Origin of the sequence: Nostoc sp. (assembly GCF_036917235.1) — a bacterium.
Classification (GTDB): domain Bacteria; phylum Cyanobacteriota; class Cyanobacteriia; order Cyanobacteriales; family Nostocaceae; genus Nostoc.
The window spans coordinates 16153-33740 of the sequence record NZ_JBALDU010000038.1 but is presented as its reverse complement, the minus strand read 5'-3'; the positions used below and the strand labels follow the sequence as shown (position 1 = coordinate 33740).

16 protein-coding genes are annotated in these 17588 nt (G+C 46.0%); 10 read left to right on the top strand and 6 right to left on the bottom strand.

Annotated features, from left to right (window positions below; genetic code table 11):
* Positions 1-51: 51 nt before the first annotated feature.
* Together V7K44_RS13730 and V7K44_RS13725 are read right to left on the bottom strand one after the other, a co-directional pair.
* Entirely contained in the window at positions 52-576 is a 525-nt protein-coding gene (locus V7K44_RS13730; RefSeq protein WP_442940687.1) for an alpha-amylase family glycosyl hydrolase, read from the bottom strand.
* A gap of 155 nt (positions 577-731) precedes the next feature.
* The gene (locus V7K44_RS13725; protein ID WP_099101508.1) at positions 732-1163 is read right to left on the bottom strand and encodes a nucleoside deaminase; all 432 of its coding nucleotides are present in this window, start codon (positions 1161-1163) and stop codon (positions 732-734) included.
* Between the two features lie 14 nt (positions 1164-1177).
* On the opposite strand from V7K44_RS13725, the gene V7K44_RS13720 reads away from it, so the two are divergent.
* The 5 genes from V7K44_RS13720 (at position 1178) to V7K44_RS13700 (ending at position 8807) form a co-directional block, all read left to right on the top strand.
* Positions 1178-2101, top strand: coding sequence for a nucleoside hydrolase (locus V7K44_RS13720; protein WP_334932257.1), 924 nt, complete (start codon positions 1178-1180; stop codon positions 2099-2101).
* A 105-nt stretch (positions 2102-2206) separates the two neighbouring features.
* Positions 2207-3679, top strand: coding sequence for a DUF3375 domain-containing protein (locus tag V7K44_RS13715; RefSeq protein ID WP_334932255.1), 1473 nt, complete (start codon positions 2207-2209; stop codon positions 3677-3679).
* Positions 3680-3690: 11 nt separating this feature from the next.
* A complete protein-coding gene (locus tag V7K44_RS13710) occupies positions 3691-4269 on the top strand; it encodes a DUF4194 domain-containing protein (protein WP_334932253.1) in 579 nt (192 codons plus the stop codon).
* Positions 4247-7606: an ATP-binding protein gene (locus tag V7K44_RS13705; RefSeq protein WP_334932251.1), complete on the top strand. Its 3360-nt coding sequence runs from the start codon at positions 4247-4249 to the stop codon at positions 7604-7606. Before V7K44_RS13710 ends, V7K44_RS13705 begins: the two co-directional genes overlap by 23 nt.
* Positions 7599-8807, top strand: a complete 1209-nt coding sequence (locus V7K44_RS13700; RefSeq protein ID WP_334932249.1) for a DUF3322 domain-containing protein — start codon at positions 7599-7601, stop codon at positions 8805-8807. The genes V7K44_RS13705 and V7K44_RS13700 overlap by 8 nt, the downstream gene beginning before the upstream one ends.
* 2 nt (positions 8808-8809) lie before the next feature.
* On the opposite strand, the gene V7K44_RS13695 is transcribed toward V7K44_RS13700, so the two are convergent.
* Complete coding sequence (locus V7K44_RS13695; protein WP_334932247.1) at positions 8810-9361, bottom strand: NUDIX hydrolase; 552 nt, start codon at positions 9359-9361, stop codon at positions 8810-8812.
* 130 nt (positions 9362-9491) lie between these two features.
* Here V7K44_RS13695 and V7K44_RS13690 point away from each other — a divergent pair, with 130 nt between their 5' ends.
* Both V7K44_RS13690 and V7K44_RS13685 read left to right on the top strand, forming a co-directional pair.
* Positions 9492-10544: a dipeptide epimerase gene (locus V7K44_RS13690; RefSeq protein WP_334932245.1), complete on the top strand. Its 1053-nt coding sequence runs from the start codon at positions 9492-9494 to the stop codon at positions 10542-10544.
* Positions 10528-11574: a DUF1611 domain-containing protein gene (locus V7K44_RS13685; RefSeq protein WP_334932243.1), complete on the top strand. Its 1047-nt coding sequence runs from the start codon at positions 10528-10530 to the stop codon at positions 11572-11574. The genes V7K44_RS13690 and V7K44_RS13685 overlap by 17 nt, the downstream gene beginning before the upstream one ends.
* A 21-nt stretch (positions 11575-11595) precedes the next feature.
* Here the strand turns inward: V7K44_RS13685 and V7K44_RS13680 are convergent, their stop codons facing one another.
* Positions 11596-11721, bottom strand: a complete 126-nt coding sequence (locus tag V7K44_RS13680) for a hypothetical protein (RefSeq protein WP_334932241.1) — start codon at positions 11719-11721, stop codon at positions 11596-11598.
* 31 nt (positions 11722-11752) lie between these two features.
* Entirely contained in the window at positions 11753-11953 is a 201-nt protein-coding gene (locus V7K44_RS13675; RefSeq protein WP_334932239.1) for a hypothetical protein, read from the bottom strand.
* A gap of 233 nt (positions 11954-12186) precedes the next feature.
* Here V7K44_RS13675 and mnmE point away from each other — a divergent pair, with 233 nt between their 5' ends.
* Positions 12187-13605 carry a tRNA uridine-5-carboxymethylaminomethyl(34) synthesis GTPase MnmE gene (mnmE, locus tag V7K44_RS13670; RefSeq protein ID WP_334932237.1) on the top strand — a complete coding sequence of 473 codons (1419 nt, stop codon included), beginning with the start codon at positions 12187-12189 and terminating at the stop codon, positions 13603-13605.
* Here mnmE and V7K44_RS13665 read toward each other — a convergent pair.
* On the bottom strand, positions 13580-13765 hold the full coding sequence (locus tag V7K44_RS13665) for a hypothetical protein (protein ID WP_334932235.1): 186 nt from the start codon (positions 13763-13765) through the stop codon (positions 13580-13582). The two genes, mnmE and V7K44_RS13665, sit on opposite strands and share 26 nt — an antisense overlap.
* A gap of 101 nt (positions 13766-13866) precedes the next feature.
* Between V7K44_RS13665 and V7K44_RS13660 the strand changes: the two genes are divergently transcribed.
* Together V7K44_RS13660 and V7K44_RS13655 are read left to right on the top strand one after the other, a co-directional pair.
* Complete coding sequence (locus tag V7K44_RS13660) at positions 13867-16218, top strand: serine hydrolase (RefSeq protein ID WP_334932233.1); 2352 nt, start codon at positions 13867-13869, stop codon at positions 16216-16218.
* An 88-nt stretch (positions 16219-16306) separates the two neighbouring features.
* On the top strand, positions 16307-17341 hold the full coding sequence (locus V7K44_RS13655) for an alpha/beta hydrolase (protein WP_334932231.1): 1035 nt from the start codon (positions 16307-16309) through the stop codon (positions 17339-17341).
* Positions 17342-17588: the final 247 nt, after the last annotated feature.

The following is a 17588-nucleotide window of genomic DNA, read 5'->3' as shown; positions in this document are numbered from 1 at the left end:
TCTCAGTTGCACTCAATTTAATAAATCCTCAACATTTAAGAAACTGGTTTGCTAGTTGCTGCTACTGTACCTCATAACAGCCGTAAATGCTGTAACTGGCATTAATTCAATTGCATTAATTCCCAATTTACAAAGATAATCTAACTTAGCAATTATCCCTAAATATTTGCCTTTCTCGTTAGAGTCAACTTCATCACCAGTAAAATCGGCAACGTGCATTTCGTATATGACTAATTCCCGATTGTCAGGCAACGGTATCTCATCGTGTTGCCAAATGTAAGTATCAACAATGCGTTGACCATCTTGAATGCGTACTATACTGTATTTTTCTGTTTCGTTAACATCTGTTGCTTTAGGATCAATGACATCTATCCATTCATCAAGTGCAAAATTTGGAGTTTTGGTTTGAATGCGAAACTTATATTGATAAACACCGTCTTCTAGTTGGATTTTAGTGCGAAAATAACCGTCTTCACCTTTGGACATTGGAATTTCTTTCCAGTCCGAAAAAGACCCAATTAAAGTTGCTCCTTTGTTACAAGGAGCAAATAATGTAAATTCAGTTAAATTTGCCATTTTCACACGTTTAAGTTTTAGCTAGTTCTAGTCACTAAAATTATTGTGTAACATCAAAGAGTTTGCAGCTTATTTCTTAAGTATTATCAATATTTCCCTAATATGCTGGACTTTAAACAGATATTGCGATCGCTATGATTGTAGGGATGCAATGATTATTTACCAATATCTTCATTCCAAAGTTCGGGGTTAGTTTCAATAAACTCACTCATCATTTGTTCGCACTCATCAAGATTAAGATCAATTACGTCTACACCGTGAGATACCATAAATTCTTTAGCACCAGGAAAAGTTCTAGATTCTCCAGCGATGACTTTTTTAATGCCAAATTGTACCACTGCCCCAGCGCACAGGTAACACGGCATTAAAGTTGAATAGAGTGTAGTACCTCTGTAGCTGCCAACTCTCCCAGCATTGCGGAGACAATCGATTTCGGCGTGGGTAACAGGATCGCCGTCTTGCACGCGTTTATTGTGTCCTCTGCCGAGAATTTTGCCATCCTTGACGAGAACCGAACCAATGGGAATCCCACCTTCTTGTCTGCCTTGTTTTGCTTCTTGAATTGCAGCTTCCATAAACTCATCCATATAATTCTCCTTTTATGAAAAAACAACTTGTATTAATGGATCACGATGGCGGTGTAGATGATTATCTGGCAACTATGCTGCTGTTGACGATGGATGGTATTGAACTCCTTGGTGTTGTAGTCACTCCAGCAGATTGCTACATTCAACCGGCTGTTAGCGCCACACGTAAAATTATAGATTTGATGGGATTTTCTCATATCCCGGTAGCAGAAAGCACTGTGCGCGGGATCAATCCATTTCCTACTCTCTATCGCCGTGATTCGTTTATCGTTGACCATCTCCCCATTCTCAATCAAAGGGAAACCATCGCTACGCCTTTGGTTGCCGAAACAGGTCAAGATTTCATGATACAGGTGTTACGTGACGCATCAGACCCCGTAACGTTGATGGTAACTGGCCCTTTGACGACGGTTGCAGTGGCTTTAGACAAAGCACCAGAAATTGAAGCCAAGATTCAAAAGATTGTGTGGATGGGGGGTGCGTTGAATGTAGGTGGCAATGTAGAAAAAAGTTTGGAAGCAGGACAAGATGGTTCCGCCGAATGGAATGTTTATTGGGATGCGCTTTCGGCAGCGCGGGTATGGCAAACCGAAATTGAAATTATTATGTGTCCTTTGGATTTAACTAACAATGTCCCAGTCACATCGGAGTTAGTATACAAAATGGGACGACAACGCCACTATCTCATCTCTGATTTAGCCGGACAATGTTATGCACTAGTTATCCCCCAAGATTATTATTTTTGGGATGTCTTAGCAACAGCTTATTTGGGACATCCAGAATTTTATCAATTGCGCGAATGGGAAACAGAAATTATTACCACTGGTCTTAGTCAAGGACGTACCAAAGTAGTTTCTGGTGGTCGGAAAATTTCTGCAATGGATAAGGTCGATAAAGAGGCTTTTTATGCTTACATCTTGCAGCAATGGGCCAGATAAAAACTAAAAATTAAACTTAAAAGTTAGCTGTGTTGAGAAATTATGACTATAGTTGGTTGCATTGTCTTTTCTTAACTCTGCTTTACTTTATGATGAACAACTACTATGGAATATGAGCAAATTAAGTATGAATTAAAAAACTCCGCTACCTTGAAGCTTTTACGAAGCGATAACGCCGCTCTAATTCTGAGTTTTTTTTACAACCAGTTTAAGGTAACTCAGCGCATTTCTATTACTCAAGAAGAGTTAGAAACTAAACTGGGTAACTATCTGGAGTTTCTGCAAGACATTTATCCAGATTTTGATCGTCGTTCGTGCAACGTTCCCGGAGGGAAATCGCCTAAACAGTATCTTAGCCAATGGTGTGATGACCAGCTTTTGAGGAAAACGTTTAACAGCAGTGACGATCCAGTATTTACACTAACTCCGGCTGCTGAGAAAGCGATCGCGTGGTTAGAAGACCTGAAGCGGCGAGAAGAGTTTGTGGGAACTGAATCTCGCTTTTTGCAGATTTTCTCACTATTAAAGGAAATTCGCGATCGCAGTACAACGGACATCGAGACGCGAATTACTCAACTGGAACAGGATCGCGATCGCATTCAGCAAGAAATTGACCAGATTCGGCAGACAGGAGTAGTTGATCCCTACAACCCGACACAACTGCAAGAACGTTTTCGTTTGGCAAACCAAGTCACCACCCACTTAATCGCAGATTTTAGTGCAGTTGAGCAAAAATTTCGCAGTTTAACCCGTACCGTACAAGAAGCGCAACTTCAGCAAGATACTCGCAAAGGAACAGTAATCAGTCGAGTGCTGGATGCAGATCGGGAATTGAAAGATTCTGAGCAAGGGCGCAGTTTCTATGCATTCTGGAATTTCCTGATGTCAACTAGCAACCGACAGGAACTAAAATCTCTGATTCAAAAGATTTATACCCTAGAAGAGTTGCAGCCATTAACTCAGGAGTATGGGCTACTGCGTCGGATTGAGCGCATTTTGATTGATAGAGGAGACTACATCGTGCAATCCAATCATCGACTGGCAGAAAAACTACGTCAGATGTTGGATGAACGCAATCTTATGGAAAATCGACGTGTGGCTGAACTGATTACTGAAGTGCAACGCCTTGCTTTACAAGTTGCAACTCTTGCGCCACCAGAGCCAGATTTTTGGGTATTAGAAGGCGAACCAACCGTAAATCTGGTGATGGCACGTCCTTTGCATCCACTGGAGGAGTCAGAAATACCGACATTCTCAATGGATTTCAGTGATTCACCAGAAGTCATGCTGGATGAGGAAATTACTGCACTTTATCAGCAGTTTTATGTGGATGAGGAGACGTTGTTACAACGCATTGAACGAACACTCGAACAGCGAACAGAAATATTGCTGACAGAACTGCTCCAACTCTATCCAGTCACGCAGGGATTACCAGAGATTGTTGCGTATCTGGCGATCGCCACTCAATCCGATCGCCATTTAATTAATACCAGTACAATTGAAGCGATCGTAATTACAAGCCTGGAGCCGGAAAAGCAGTTCCAGCTGACCTTACCACAAGTTATCTTTCACCGTTAACTGCCCAAACAATGCAACCTCAACCGCCTCTACCCTATGCACACGTCATTCTCAAACTTTTGCGGGGAGCTATTTACAGTGATGATTCACATTGGGAGCAATTGCAAAGTTATTTAACTCCAGTTAAAGAATATTTTGGCAAGATTGGTCTGCAAGTCCGAAATTACGAAACTGAAGGATTTGCCTACCTGGAACAACCCGATCCTGACCCGGAAGACCAAACTGAAGCCCTTCCCCGGCTAACCGCCCGCCATAAGTTGAGCTTTAATGTCACCGTTTTATGCGTATTACTGCGTGAGCAACTGCGACAATTCGATGCCAGCGACGCTATAGGACGATTGGTTCTTAGTATAGAAAAAATCCGAGATTTGTTACAACCCTACCTACCTGAAGGGAATAATGAGGAAAGATTTCGGCGCGAGGTGGATGGACTGGTAAAGCAGGCGATGGAATTAGGATTCCTAAAACGCCTGTCTGGACAAGATGAAAATTACGAAGTGCGTCTCATCCTCAAAGCCAAAGTTGATGCTGATACCCTCGAACTCCTGAAACAAAAGTTAGCGGCTTATGCAACTCGTCCTGCCGATTGAACAAATGGATGATTTCAATGACAAAGCGCTGGCAGGTTTTTGCCTCCAACGCTTTGAGGTGCTGAATTGGGGAACCTTTGACCAACGCCCTTGGGTGCTGGATTTGCAGGGAAATATTGCCTTGCTAACTGGAGCAAACGGCTCAGGAAAATCGACACTGGTGGATGGATTGCTGACATTACTTGTTGCAAATCAACGCCGCAATTATAACCAAGCTTCCAGTATGACCGGCAAAAAAGAGCGGAATGAGAAAAGCTATGTTCAGGGGGCTTACAGTCACACTCGTGATGAAGAATTCCATCGCTCAAAATCCAAAGTACTGCGAGACAAAGGAAAACCTTCGGTGTTGCTTGGCTATTTTAGCGATCGCCTGAGCAAACAAGATGTGACGCTGGCACAAGTGCTATGGATGGAAGATGGCTCGGTGCGAAAGTTCTTTGTTGTTGCGGATGCCGAGTTAACAATCGCTTCCCATTTCACCCAATTTACTCGGATTGCAGACTTAAAAAAACAACTCAAATCGCTGGGCGCAGAAACATTTGAGAAATTTGTGGACTATAGTCAGCAGTTTCGCAAACGCTTTGGTTTAGAATCTGAAAAAGCATTAGATTTGTTCAATCAAACAGTCAGTATCAAAGAGATTGGTGGATTGAATGATTTTGTTCGCAATCACATGTTAGAGAAAGCAGATGTGCAAACAAAAATCCGTGAGTTGCAAGAAAGTTATGAGAATTTAACTATTTCCCATACTGCAATTCAGAATGCACGAAAACAGTTAGAGGCACTTTTGCCACTGACAGCAGAAGCAGAAAAATATACAAAACTGAAAAAAGAAGTTGCAAAGTTTCAAGAATATAAAGACGTTGCCCCTGCCTTCTTTGCAAGCAAGAAACTTAATTTGTTAACTCAAGAACTGCAAACAATTGAACAACATTTGACTCAGTTGCGACATCAACGAGTCGAAAGCGATCGCCGCTTATCAGAACTGCGCGATCAAGATAAACAGTTATACTCAGCCATCGATAAAGATAGTGATGGGCAACGCTTACAGGAATTAACGCGGGAAATAAAGCAATGCCAGAATGAGGTTAAGACCAAACGCCATCAGACAGAGGACTACGATCGCCTCGCCCAACTCCTGAACCTTACTCAGTACACTGATAGCACCACTTTCTTCGCTAATAGAACCCAAGGAGAGGAACTTAAGCGCGAAATTGATACAGCGTTACAAAAATTAGAAGCACAACGAGATCAACAAATTTTGCTTCGCAGTGATTTGCAAAAACAGCAGGCTAAACTCAACGATGAGCTAGAATCACTTCGCAGCCGCAAGAGCCAAATTCCTAAAAGGAGTCTAGATATCCGCGATCGCCTTGCCGGTGGCTTAAACTTAAATGATACCGATCTACCATTTGTCGGAGAACTCTTGCAAATCCGTAAAGAAGCACAGGAATGGGAAGGTGCGATCGAGCGACTACTTGGAGGGTTTGGTTTATCTGTTCTTGTTCCTGAAGCACACTATCAAGCAGTCAATGCCTATGTAAATCAGACCGATTTGAAGGGACGTTTAGTTTACTATCGCGTTACTGCTTCAACTCCCAATCCAACACAACGCGCCCTCGAACCCCGTCAGGTTCCCCACAAGTTAGAAATCAAGGAAGATAATGGCAAATTCTCTCATTGGTTACGCGATGAGTTAGTGCGCCAGTTCAATTATGTTTGTTGCGAGAAAGAACAGTTCCAGCATGAAATACGCGCTATTACTCGCACTGGGCTGATGAAACATGGCAAAGAACGCCATGAGAAAGATGACCGATTTCGGATTAGCGATCGCAGCCAGTACATTCTGGGTTGGAATAATGCCAGCAAAATCAACGCGCTAGAAATTGACTTAATTCAGTTTAATAAACAACTTGCTCAAATTGAGAAAGCAATTCAATCGCTAGATAGTGAGCGTCAAAAGCGCCGTCAGCAAACATCCTCGCTGGAAAATTTCATGAGATTTACCGACTTCAGCGAAATTGATTGGCGATCGGTTGAACTAGAGTGTCAGAACCTACAGAAACAAAAGCAGCAGCTAGAAGCCAGTTCTGACCATCTTAAGCAATTAAAAGCTCAACTTCAGTCAACCCAGGAAGAAATAGCCCAAGTTGAACAACGACGCGAAACCTTGATTCGAGAAATTCAGACTTTTGAAAATCGGCAATATCAAGCCAAAAATGAGCAAAACAATTGTCAAATTAAACTTCAATCTGTTGCTATCTCAGACATTGATGAATTTGCGACGCGCATTGCGGGAAAACTTAGGCAGTACACGATGACACTAGAAGCGATCACTCAAGATGAGTCAGACTTGCAAAAATACCTTGAGCAAGAACTTCGCCAAAGAGAGCGACAACAGGATGACTCTCGTAGTGCCTTAACTATACGAATGCTCAACTTTAAGAATGCGTTTCCTGAAATAACAGTAGAACTGGCAACAACGCTTGATTTTTTAGACGAATATCTTAAGCTAAAGATTCAAATTGAGCATGATGATTTACCTCGTCACGAAGAAGGCTTTAAGCGTTTGATGACTGGAAAAGTTATTGAAGCAATTGTAGGATTTAAGGGGCAGTTGGAGAAACAAGAAGAAGAAATACAGGAAAATATTGATGAGCTAAATAAATCTTTACGACAAGTTGATTACACAGATTCTACCTACATCGAGTTGTGTTATGAACCAAGCCGTAATCGGGAAATTCGAGATTTTAAGCAAGATTTAAACATTTGCTTGGGTGATGTTGCTCACCAAACTGCTGAAGACAACGAGCAACGTTTTCACAATATTCAAACTCGTCTCATTGAAAGGTTCCAATCACAGGAGCAGCGTTGGACAAACTTAGTAACAGATGTCCGAAATTGGCTAGATTTTTCAGTAATTGAACGCTATCGTTCAGACAATATCGAAAAAGAACATCATACTGACTCATCAGGAAAATCTGGTGGGCAGAAAGTGAAATTAGCATACACTATTCTGGCATCAGCGATCGCTTATCAGTTTGGTTTAAATCAAGACACTGCAAAAAACAAATCCTTCCGGTTTGTTGTTATTGACGAAGCATTTAGTAAATCAGATGATAATAATGCTCGTTATGCAATGGAACTATTTAGAAACCTGAACCTTCAACTATTGGTCGTTACTCCCAAGGATAAAATTAATGTAATTGAGTCATACATTTCTAGTCTTCATTTTGTATCTAATACACTTGAAGGTAACTTCTCCAGTATTACTCCTATCTCAATTGAGAAATATCGACAAAAGCGCCAGCTTACCTTAAGTCAAAATCATGATTAGTTCTGTTCAAATTTTCCAAAAAGCTGAACGTCTTTATCCATTATTTCTCCGTTCAGTGATTACAGGAGAGACATTTTTTCCAATCGACCACAAAAAGTTTCCAATTGGTTATCCTCCTAAAGATTATCTTGCTTTACGAGAAGCTGTTACTCAGTTAAAAAACAAGTCCAAACAGAATTTAGGCTATGGCTACACAGTTGAATGGAAAACTCGTAAGTTCCATAAGCTTGGACAGCAGTCTTTGCCTCAATGCATTAGCATAGACACAGAACAGGACTACTTAAAATTGCTCAAAAAGGAGAAAGAATTCTTACAATTTAAGGCAGATATAGAATTAATTCGCTCAGAAGTTCCTGAACTGAATTGCTGGCTTGATCGCAATCCTCTAAAAGTGATTGAATATAGCGATCGCTGGAGTGATTTACTAAAGGTTTGTCGATACTTTCAATATAATCCACAACCTCATCTTTATATTCGAGAATTGCCTATTCAGATTCACACTAAATTTATCGAACAGAATAAGGGTATCCTCCGTAATCTTTTAGAAGCTATTTTACCTGCTGAACTGCTTGGATCAGTAGAAGGTGAGAAAGAATATACTTTTGAAAAACGATTCTCTCTTAGGTATCGTGAGCCTCTCATCCGATTAAGAATTTTAGATCAAGCATTAAAAGCTAAGTATGAATTTCTGCTTTCCGACATAAGTACCCCTATTTCTGAATTCAAACAGCTTAATTTAAAAGGGCATCGCTTCTTTATTACTGAAAACTTGATGAGTTTTCTAAACCTACCTGCTTTAGAAAACAGCTTTGCGCTATTTGGTAGCGGATATGCTATTCAAACATTGAAATCTGTAAAGTGGCTGGCATATTGTCCCATCTTTTACTGGGGTGATTTGGATACTGATGGATTTAAAATACTCTCTCAATTCCGCTCTTATTTCCCTCAAACTATTTCCATAATGATGGATGTAAAAACGTTTGAAACTTTTAAAGAATTTGCTGTTACTATTGCAGAATCAACTGACGAAAATTTACTTTATCTTACTCCTGAAGAACAAGATTTATGTTCATATCTCTCTCTTCATAATAAACGCTTAGAGCAAGAACACATTATTCAAGATTATGCCTATCAATACATACATTTTTCGTGTAATATAGCTGATTCAAGCAGAGAGCAAAATACTAAAAAGCTACATTAATATTAATGAGTGATAAACTTTAAACCTAAGAAGAGAGCCGCAATAGTTCCCGCCACAGAAATTTCACCTTGGACAATTTTATCTAAAACTGATTCTACAGGAATTGATACAACTTCAATCTCTTCTGTAATATCTAGTTGTTGCTCTCCAACTTTGCTCACATTCTCTGCTAAAAATAAATGTATTTGATTGGTATCTTTACTCGGCTTATCGTACAGAGTTCCAATTTTTTTAAATTCATGGGGAATATAACCAGTCTCTTCTCTCAGTTCTCTAATTGCTGCTACTTCTGCACTCTCTTGTGTGGGATCGAAATTACCTGCTGGCAGTTCCAAGAAAAATTCACCTACGGCGTGTCTATATTGCCGAACAAAAATAATTTCTCTGTTACTTGTGATAGGTAAAATCATTGCAACGTCAGGCTTAATACTGACAAAATAATCATCTACAATTTTACCATTTGGTAATTCTATTTCATCTTGCCTCACTTGACACCAAGGATTATCTAAAACCATTTTTGATTTTAAAATTTTCCATTTCTTTAAGTTGTTCATAAACTAAGTAAAAATAAAATGTATGTATAAAAACTTTGCAATGAATGTAAAAAAGTATAACAGATGCATCCGATAATCTAAACTTTCAACTTACACTGGCTTTTGCAATAACATAATATGTATAAAAAGTATGCAAATAAATGTAAATTTATTTACTGTAAATAAGAGATTTCCGTTGACCATTAGTCGGGGTACAACGGCACAGACAACGAATGTATGGGTGAGAATTTCACAAGATGGGATCGAAGGCTGGGGGGAAGCATCGCCATTTGGTGTAGGTAATCATCGGCAATCAACTGATACAATCAAAGACGCTTTAGAGGAAGTTGTGCCGCTGTTGCAAACATTCAGCCCTTTACAACGTCAGGAAATTGAGCAAGTTTTAACACAAAACCAAGTTCCTTCTGCTGCAAGAGCTGCGTTGGATATGGCAATGCATGACTGGTTGGGTAAGCGCGTAGGTTTACCTTTGTGGCAACTTTGGGGACTCGATCGCAATCAAATAGTCGCGACTTCAGTCACAATTGGGATTAATTCGCCGGAAGCTGCCAGGGCAAGAGCGCGAGACTGGTTAAAGTTTACAGATGTCCGTCTTTTCAAGGTGAAGCTAGGTAGCCCAGATGGCATAGATGCAGATCAAAAAATGCTCTTAGCGGTGCGAGAAGAAGCACCTGAACTAGAATTTTTTGTTGATGCCAACGGGGGTTGGAGTTTAGAAGATGCGATCGCAATGTGCAATTGGCTAGCTGATTTAGGTATAAAGTATGTAGAACAGCCATTGCCACGGGGAGAAGAAAAAAGTTTAGCAAAACTAAAAGAACACTCTCCTCTCCCCCTCTTTGTCGATGAAAGTTGTTTCACAAGCGCTGATATTCCCGATTTGGCAAATTACGTGGATGGCATTAATATCAAACTAATGAAATCAGGGGGGCTAACAGAGGCAATGCGAATGGTACATACAGCACGAGCATATCGGTTGCAAGTAATGTTCGGTTGCTATTCTGACAGTTCGCTAGCTAATACAGCAGCATTACAGCTAGCACCACTAGCTGATTATTTAGATTTAGACAGTCACCTGAACTTAATTGATGACCCTTTTACGGGTGCATTGCTAAAAGAAGGAAAAGTTTTGCCAAACGATTTACCAGGTTTGGGAGTACAACACAGTGCGTCTACCACTTAATCAACGAGTAGCTATCTTGCTACATGAAGGGACTATTGGGACTCACGGCAAAACAGGGCTAGCAATTTTACGTTACAGTGAAGCCCCAATTGTAGCCGTAATCGATCGCGAGTGTGCTGGTAAATCCCTACCAGAATTAACAGGTCTCAAGCGTGATGTGCCGATTGTGGCATCGGTAGCCGCAGCCCTAGAGTACAAACCGGAAGTTTTAGTAATTGGTATTGCTCCAGGAGGTGGTGCTGTACCAGATGATTACTGGCTAGAAATCAAAGATGCTTTAGAAGCGGGAATGTCTTTGGTGAATGGTTTACATACACCAATGGCAAGTATCCCAGAATTACATGCACTGCTCAAACCAGGGCAACTAATTTGGGATGTCCGAAAAGAACCGTCTAATATTAGTGTTGCTAGTGGAATGGCACGCACCCTTCCGTGTCGGCGGGTATTGACAGTGGGAACTGACATGGCGATCGGTAAAATGTCAACTAGTCTAGAGTTACATTGGGCGTCAAAATTGCGGGGCTGGCGTTCTAAATTCCTCGCCACGGGGCAAACTGGGGTGATGTTAGAAGGAGACGGCGTGGCTTTAGATGCCGTGCGGGTAGATTTTGCCGCCGGTGCTGTGGAACAGATTGTTATGCGCTATGGGAAAAACTACGACATCTTGCATATTGAAGGGCAAGGTTCGCTGCTACACCCTGGTTCAACAGCAACTCTACCCCTAATCCGTGGTTCGCAACCAACCCAACTGCTGTTAGTACATCGGGCGGGACAAGTTCATGTACGCAATCATCCCCATGTGATAATTCCACCTTTACCAGAGGTGATTCGGCTTTATGAAACTGTTGCTAATGCCGGTGGTGCTTTTGGAAGCGTTTCTGTAGTGGGTATAGCACTGAACACAGCCCATTTAGATGAATCTGCGGCTCAGGAAAGCATCGCTCAAACAATAGCAGAAACAGGGCTACCTTGCACCGATGTAGTGCGCTTTGATGCCAATGTGCTTTTGGATGCGGTGATGAATAATTAGGTTCTAAAGAATGCTTTAACCCTACACTTCTGAGAGAAAACTGGTTCCAACACCGAAAGAAGTGGCACAACAGGAGAATGCAACACAGCGATCGCTTGGCAGCAAAGCTGCGAGAATTAAATTATAGATATACCATTTAACTTCCACGCTGTTTTGCTTATGCCTGTTGCCCCAAATGCTATGACTCTTCAGGCAATACCCATTTTGGCGGTTCTGCCATTTTTTTCCGCAGACGTTCTTGTGCCAACTCCAGCATTTTATCTAAGGGAGTCTCTTCAATAAATTTTGCGGCTGACTCTCTAAACTCGATATTGGGGCATTTATCCCCTAAAACACACCCGTTAACACAGGCTACAGCGCAGTTAATCTTTTGCTCCACAGTACATTCCTCTCTCTAAAAGTTATGAGTTATAAGTTGTGAGTCATGATTTTCATCTCTAACTCTTCACTCTTTACTCTTTACTATCAGGCATGACCTACAGATAAATTTTACCTTGCCAGTTGGTATCTCATTAGTCTAAATACTCACCATTTAGAAAGTTATAAGTTAGGAGTTAGGAGTTATGAGTTATGATTTTTACTCCTCACTCCTCACTTTTATAAAGGGCGCTCATGTCAGAACTCTTTGCTACTACTGGAACTATAGCCGCGATCGCCACTGCTGTTGTCCCCCAACAGGGTAGTGTTGGCATTGTGCGGGTGTCCGGTTCTCAAGCAATGACAATCGCCCAAAGTCTCTTTCATGCACCAGGGCGACAAGTTTGGGAAAGTCACCGGATTCTCTACGGTTACATTCGCCATCCCCAGACGCAACAAATAGTGGATGAAGCCCTGTTGTTGATTATGAAAGCACCCCGTTCTTACACCCGTGAAAATGTTGTAGAATTCCATTGCCACGGGGGAATTATGGCAGTGCAGCAAGTATTACAACTGTGTTTGGAAAATGGCGCTAGACTAGCGCAACCTGGAGAATTTACTCTCCGCGCCTTTTTGAATGGACGGTTGGATTTAACTCAAGCCGAAGGTATTGCCGACTTAGTTGGAGCTAAATCGCCCCAAGCGGCTCAAAGTGCTTTAGCTGGTTTACAAGGAAAATTAGCTCATCCGATTCGGCAGTTACGCGCTAACTGTTTGGATATCTTGGCAGAAATTGAAGCTCGGATTGATTTTGAGGAAGACCTTCCGCCGCTGGATGATAAAGCAACCATATCAGCAATTGATAAAATTGCCGCAGAAATAACTAGGTTATTGGAAACCAAAGACAAAGGTGAGTTGCTACGCACTGGTTTAAAAGTGGCAATTGTTGGGCGTCCGAATGTGGGTAAGTCGAGTTTATTGAACGCTTGGAGCCGGAGCGATCGCGCCATTGTGACTGATTTACCTGGTACAACCCGCGATGTTGTCGAATCTCAGTTAGTTGTCGGGGGAATTCCCATACAAGTGCTAGATACAGCGGGGATTCGGGAAACAACAGACCAAGTGGAAAAAATTGGCGTCGAGCGATCGCGTCGTGCTGCCAATGCAGCTGATTTAGTCTTGCTTACCATCGATGCTTCCGCAGGTTGGACGGAAGGTGATGAAGAAATTTATCAAGAGGTACAACACCGTTCAGTGATTCTAGTCATTAATAAAATCGATTTAGTAGAAGAAAGTGAAAGAACAACTCTTCAATCTAAAATCCAAAATCGTTCGACTGAGCGTAGCCGAAGTCCACAATCCAAAATTGTCACAGCCGCAGCCCAAAATCAAGGTATTGAAGCTTTAGAAGCAGCAATTTTAGAAATAGTTCAATCTGGAAAAGTGCAAGCTGCTGATATGGATTTAGCCATTAACCAAAGGCAGGCAGCAGCCTTAACTCAAGCTAAAATGTCTTTGGAACAGGTGCAAGCGACAATTACCCAGCAGTTACCTCTGGATTTTTGGACAATTGACTTACGAGGTGCGATTCAAGCTTTAGGGGAAATTACCGGAGAAGAAGTAACAGAATCCGTTTTAGAGAGGATTTTTAGTAGATTTTGTATTGGAAAATGACTTTGTATAAAACTATTATCTCATCGTTCGCGCAATCGAGGATGAGTTTGGTGAAATAGATGAAACATTCGATGAAGGCGTCGTCGATGGGCTGCCGCGCGATCGGCGTGCGGACGTAGAGCGGCCCGATCGCCAAATCGAAGGCGACTTCTTCGTCCACGCCCCGGACGCAGTTCTCCTCGTTCAGACGCGCGCCGGATCGGCAGTACGATAATTTAACGCAGATGATCTGCGTTAGAGCAAACGCGAAGGAGACTTGTCATGAGCTACACATACGAAATCGACGCCAAGGCCGTGTTCGAGAGCCGCGTCGACCAGTTCATCGCCTTCGGCATCGCCAGGCCCCAGGTCAAGGCTCTACAGGCCGCGATCGCCGACATGTGGGCGGACGCACCGGGAGGATGGCCCTACGAGTGGTCTGCACTTGCTCGGCAGTACATGGAGCAGGGAAACCCGTTCCTCGCGTCGATCGCCTACGGCTATGCCAAGTTTCCGTGCCTTGCGGACGACACGCGGCGCAAAGCGCTCGACAACCAAGTCGCCGCCTATCTGGCCGCCGCGCCGAGCTTTCCCATCAGGTTCGAGCGCCGCGCGATCCCGCTGCCCTATCGCGGCACGAGCGTAGACCTGCCCATCCACCTGTTCTCGACGACGGGCCGCTATCGCGAAGCGCCGGTGCTGATCTTCAGCGGCGGTATCGACACCTACAAGATGGACTGTCACGAGATGTGCGTGACCTTGGCGAAGCGCGCGGGCGTTACGGTACTCGCGTTCGACATGCCTGGCACGGCAGAATGCCCGATTCCGTTGTCGAACGCTGGCGACGAAGTGGTGCTTGCGCTTGTCGAAGAGGCGCGACACCTCGGCAATGGCAAGGTCGCGCACTTTGGCATGTCGTTCGGTGGCAACTTCTCTGCAATGACCGGGCTTTCGGGCGCTGTCGACGCTGCAATCGTCCTGGGGGGCCCGGTCGACAAGTGCTTCGACGTGGAGCACATCGAAAGCCTGCCCTTCCGAACCGCAGACATCATTGGCAATGACATGGGTTTCGACCACCAGCCGAGCACGCAAGAACTCCAGTCCGCTCTGGCGTTGCTTTTGCGGCGGTCGCTGCTGGATCGGGCGGACAACGCGCCGATGCTCATCATCAACGGCGCGGACGATGATCTGATTCCTCAGGTCGATACCTTGGTCTTCGAGGGCCGCTCCAACACGGAGGTCTATCTGCTGCCCGACACCGGCCATTGCGCCGTGTCGAAGCTTGGCGAGGTGCTGGACCTGACCGTCCGCTGGCTGCCGGCGCACCTCGGACTGGATGTCGTGGCGCAGGCCAGGCACGAGGTTGATGCCGCGCTGCCGACGCCTCTGCCGATCGCCTCGCCGGAGTCGGTAGGGTTCGCGGCCGAGCGCCTCGATCGGCTCGACAGCGCGATGCAGGCGGAGATCGATGCTGGCCATTATGCCGGCATCAGCGTGACGATCGCCCGCCACGGCAAACTGGTGAAGTCTGGGCGCTACGGCTACCAGACGCTCGAAGGTCGCGAGCCGCTGCGTGAGGACGCCATCTTCCGCATCGCCTCGATGACCAAGCCGATCGTCGCTGTGGCGATGCTCCTCCTTTACGAGCAGGGCAAGTGGCAACTTGACGATCCAGTCACCCGGTTCATCCCTGAATTCGCAGACCTGAAAGTGATGGACGCGGACGGCGCGCTCGTCGCACTCGAACGACCGATGCAGATGCGCCATGTGATGTCGACTTGCGCGGGCTTCGCCTTCGGGCCGCCTCTGGGCAGCGTCAATCCGAAGGTCGACGCGATGTATGCAGAGGCCGACCTGTGGAGCGGCACGAACGACGACACGATCGCCAAGCTGGCGAAACTGCCGTTGGAAGCACAGCCCGGCACGCACTTCCGCTACGGACTGCAGCAGGAGGTGCAAGGTGCTATTATCAAACGGATCGCCGGCCAAACGATTGACGTTTTCCTGGAACAGCAGATATTTGCACCGTTGGGCATGAAGGACACGGGCTTTGGGGTGCTGCCAGAGCATCGCCATCGCATCGCGCCCCGCTATGCTCTGGACGACGACCTCAAGCTTGTCCTTGCCCCGGATCAGTCTGCGTTCCCCGCCGTGGCGGGCACGCCTGCGGGCGTGAAGCCCAAATACCTGCTGTCGATTGCCGGACTCTATTCGACCGCCCAAGACTACCTGCGCTTCGCGCAGATGCTGGCGAACGGCGGCGAGCTCGACGGCGTGCGGGTTCTCTCGCCGAGTTCGGTCAGGCTGATGACGAGCAACCTGCTGCCTGAGGGGGTGCCGATGCACTTCCTACAGTCGTTCGCCGGCGTCGGCTACGGCATGAATGTCGGTATCGTGCTCGATCCGGCCCGGGCCGATTTCAATGGCGGCGCGGTCGGCGCAGGCACGTTCTATTGGGGCGGCGTACACGGCACCTGGTTCTGGGTCGATCCAGTCAACGCCATCGTCGTCGTCGGCATGATCCAGCAGGTGGACGGCGGAAACCCGATGACCGGGCGGCCCTATCCGGTGGCGGATGTCCGCGGGATCTCCCGGTCTATCACCTACGGAGCGTTGGTCGACCCTGCGCGCTAGCGCCCCACCCTGCTGAACTTTCAGCCGCCCAGGCGACATCTACTGCCGTTCCCCGAAATCAAGCCTCTCACCTCAAAGGAGCAATCAAATGACCTCGAAACTTGAACTCGATCCCCGTCTCGATCCACGCATCAAGGCGTTTTTCGCCGGAATCCCCTTAGGGGCACCGCAGCCCAACGTCGCCAGCCGAGAGGAACTGCTCGCGCAGGAACTCTCCGCCGAGGGCAGAGCCATTTATGCCCAACAGGTCGCGTTTTTCGACACGATGGACTGCGAGGATGTCGCTCCGTCGACCGGACTGACCGTGCGTACGGAAACCTTCACCTCTTCGCCCGACGGCAACACGGTTCAGATCCAATACATCCGCCCTGATGGCACAGAAATCCTGCCGTGCATTTACTACATCCACGGCGGTCGCATGGCGTTCAGCTCTTGCTACGAAGGCAACTACAAGACTTGGGGCCGCATGATCGCCGCACGGGGCGTGGCCGTGGCGATGGTCGACTTCCGCAACGCTGTGCACGCTGACTCGGCACCAGAGATCGCCCCCTTCCCTGCGGGACTCAATGATTGTGTCTCCGGTCTCAAGTGGGTACGCGCCAATGCCGCCGCCCTTGGCATCGATCCGGCGCGCATCGTGGTTACAGGCGAAAGCGGCGGCGGGAACCTCGCGCTGGCGGTCGGCATGAAGCTGAAGCAGGACGGCGACCTCGCCCTGATTAAGGGCATCTACGCCATGTGCCCCTTCATCGCTGGCGAGTGGCCGCTGCCGCAGAACCCGTCGTCCAGCGAGAACGAAGGCATCTTCATCTCGGTACAGAACAACCGCAGCGCGATGGCTTACGGCATTGACGCGTTCAACGCCCGCAACCCGCTGGCCTGGCCGGGCTTCGCACAGCGCGAGGATGTCGAGGGACTGCCGCCGGTGGCGATCAGCGTCAACGAGTGTGACCCTCTTCGCGACGAGGGCATCGGCTTCTACAGGCTGCTGCTGGGTGCCGGTGTCTCGGCGCGCTGCCGCCAATTGATGGGCACGTGCCACGGCATCGAAATCCTGCCGGTCATCTGCCCTGACATCGCCCGCAGCACCGCAATCGACATCGCTGACTTCGCTATCAGTTGAGCAAACTCTCACGGATGCCCATCCCCAATCTAGTCCTTCCTGTTTCCAGTGACGTGGCAAATTTTGGTTGAGGATTTCTGGCAGCCCCATCTTTTTTATCACCTCTAGCAGCAGAACCACATCATCGATTCGTTCTGAGATTATTTGTTGCGGTAAATGTGCCATTTTTCACACTTACCATTAAACAGTTACACCCTACACAACTTTCTTTCTGGCACAAGGTATGCCAACGCTTAGATACTCTCCC

Bases quoted from the DNA above. Each gene is read 5' to 3' on its own strand.
- V7K44_RS13730 (WP_442940687.1), bottom strand. From the start codon at position 576: ATGGCAAATTTAACTGAATTTACATTATTTGCTCCTTGTAACAAAGGA.
- V7K44_RS13725 (WP_099101508.1), bottom strand. From the start codon at position 1,163: ATGGATGAGTTTATGGAAGCTGCAATTCAAGAAGCAAAACAAGGCAGA.
- V7K44_RS13720 (WP_334932257.1), top strand. From the start codon at position 1,178: ATGAAAAAACAACTTGTATTAATGGATCACGATGGCGGTGTAGATGAT.
- V7K44_RS13715 (WP_334932255.1), top strand. From the start codon at position 2,207: ATGGAATATGAGCAAATTAAGTATGAATTAAAAAACTCCGCTACCTTG.
- V7K44_RS13710 (WP_334932253.1), top strand. From the start codon at position 3,691: ATGCAACCTCAACCGCCTCTACCCTATGCACACGTCATTCTCAAACTT.
- V7K44_RS13705 (WP_334932251.1), top strand. From the start codon at position 4,247: ATGCAACTCGTCCTGCCGATTGAACAAATGGATGATTTCAATGACAAA.
- V7K44_RS13700 (WP_334932249.1), top strand. From the start codon at position 7,599: ATGATTAGTTCTGTTCAAATTTTCCAAAAAGCTGAACGTCTTTATCCA.
- V7K44_RS13695 (WP_334932247.1), bottom strand. From the start codon at position 9,361: ATGAACAACTTAAAGAAATGGAAAATTTTAAAATCAAAAATGGTTTTA.
- V7K44_RS13690 (WP_334932245.1), top strand. From the start codon at position 9,492: ATGCAAATAAATGTAAATTTATTTACTGTAAATAAGAGATTTCCGTTG.
- mnmE (WP_334932237.1), top strand. From the start codon at position 12,187: ATGTCAGAACTCTTTGCTACTACTGGAACTATAGCCGCGATCGCCACT.
- V7K44_RS13660 (WP_334932233.1), top strand. From the start codon at position 13,867: ATGAGCTACACATACGAAATCGACGCCAAGGCCGTGTTCGAGAGCCGC.
- V7K44_RS13655 (WP_334932231.1), top strand. From the start codon at position 16,307: ATGACCTCGAAACTTGAACTCGATCCCCGTCTCGATCCACGCATCAAG.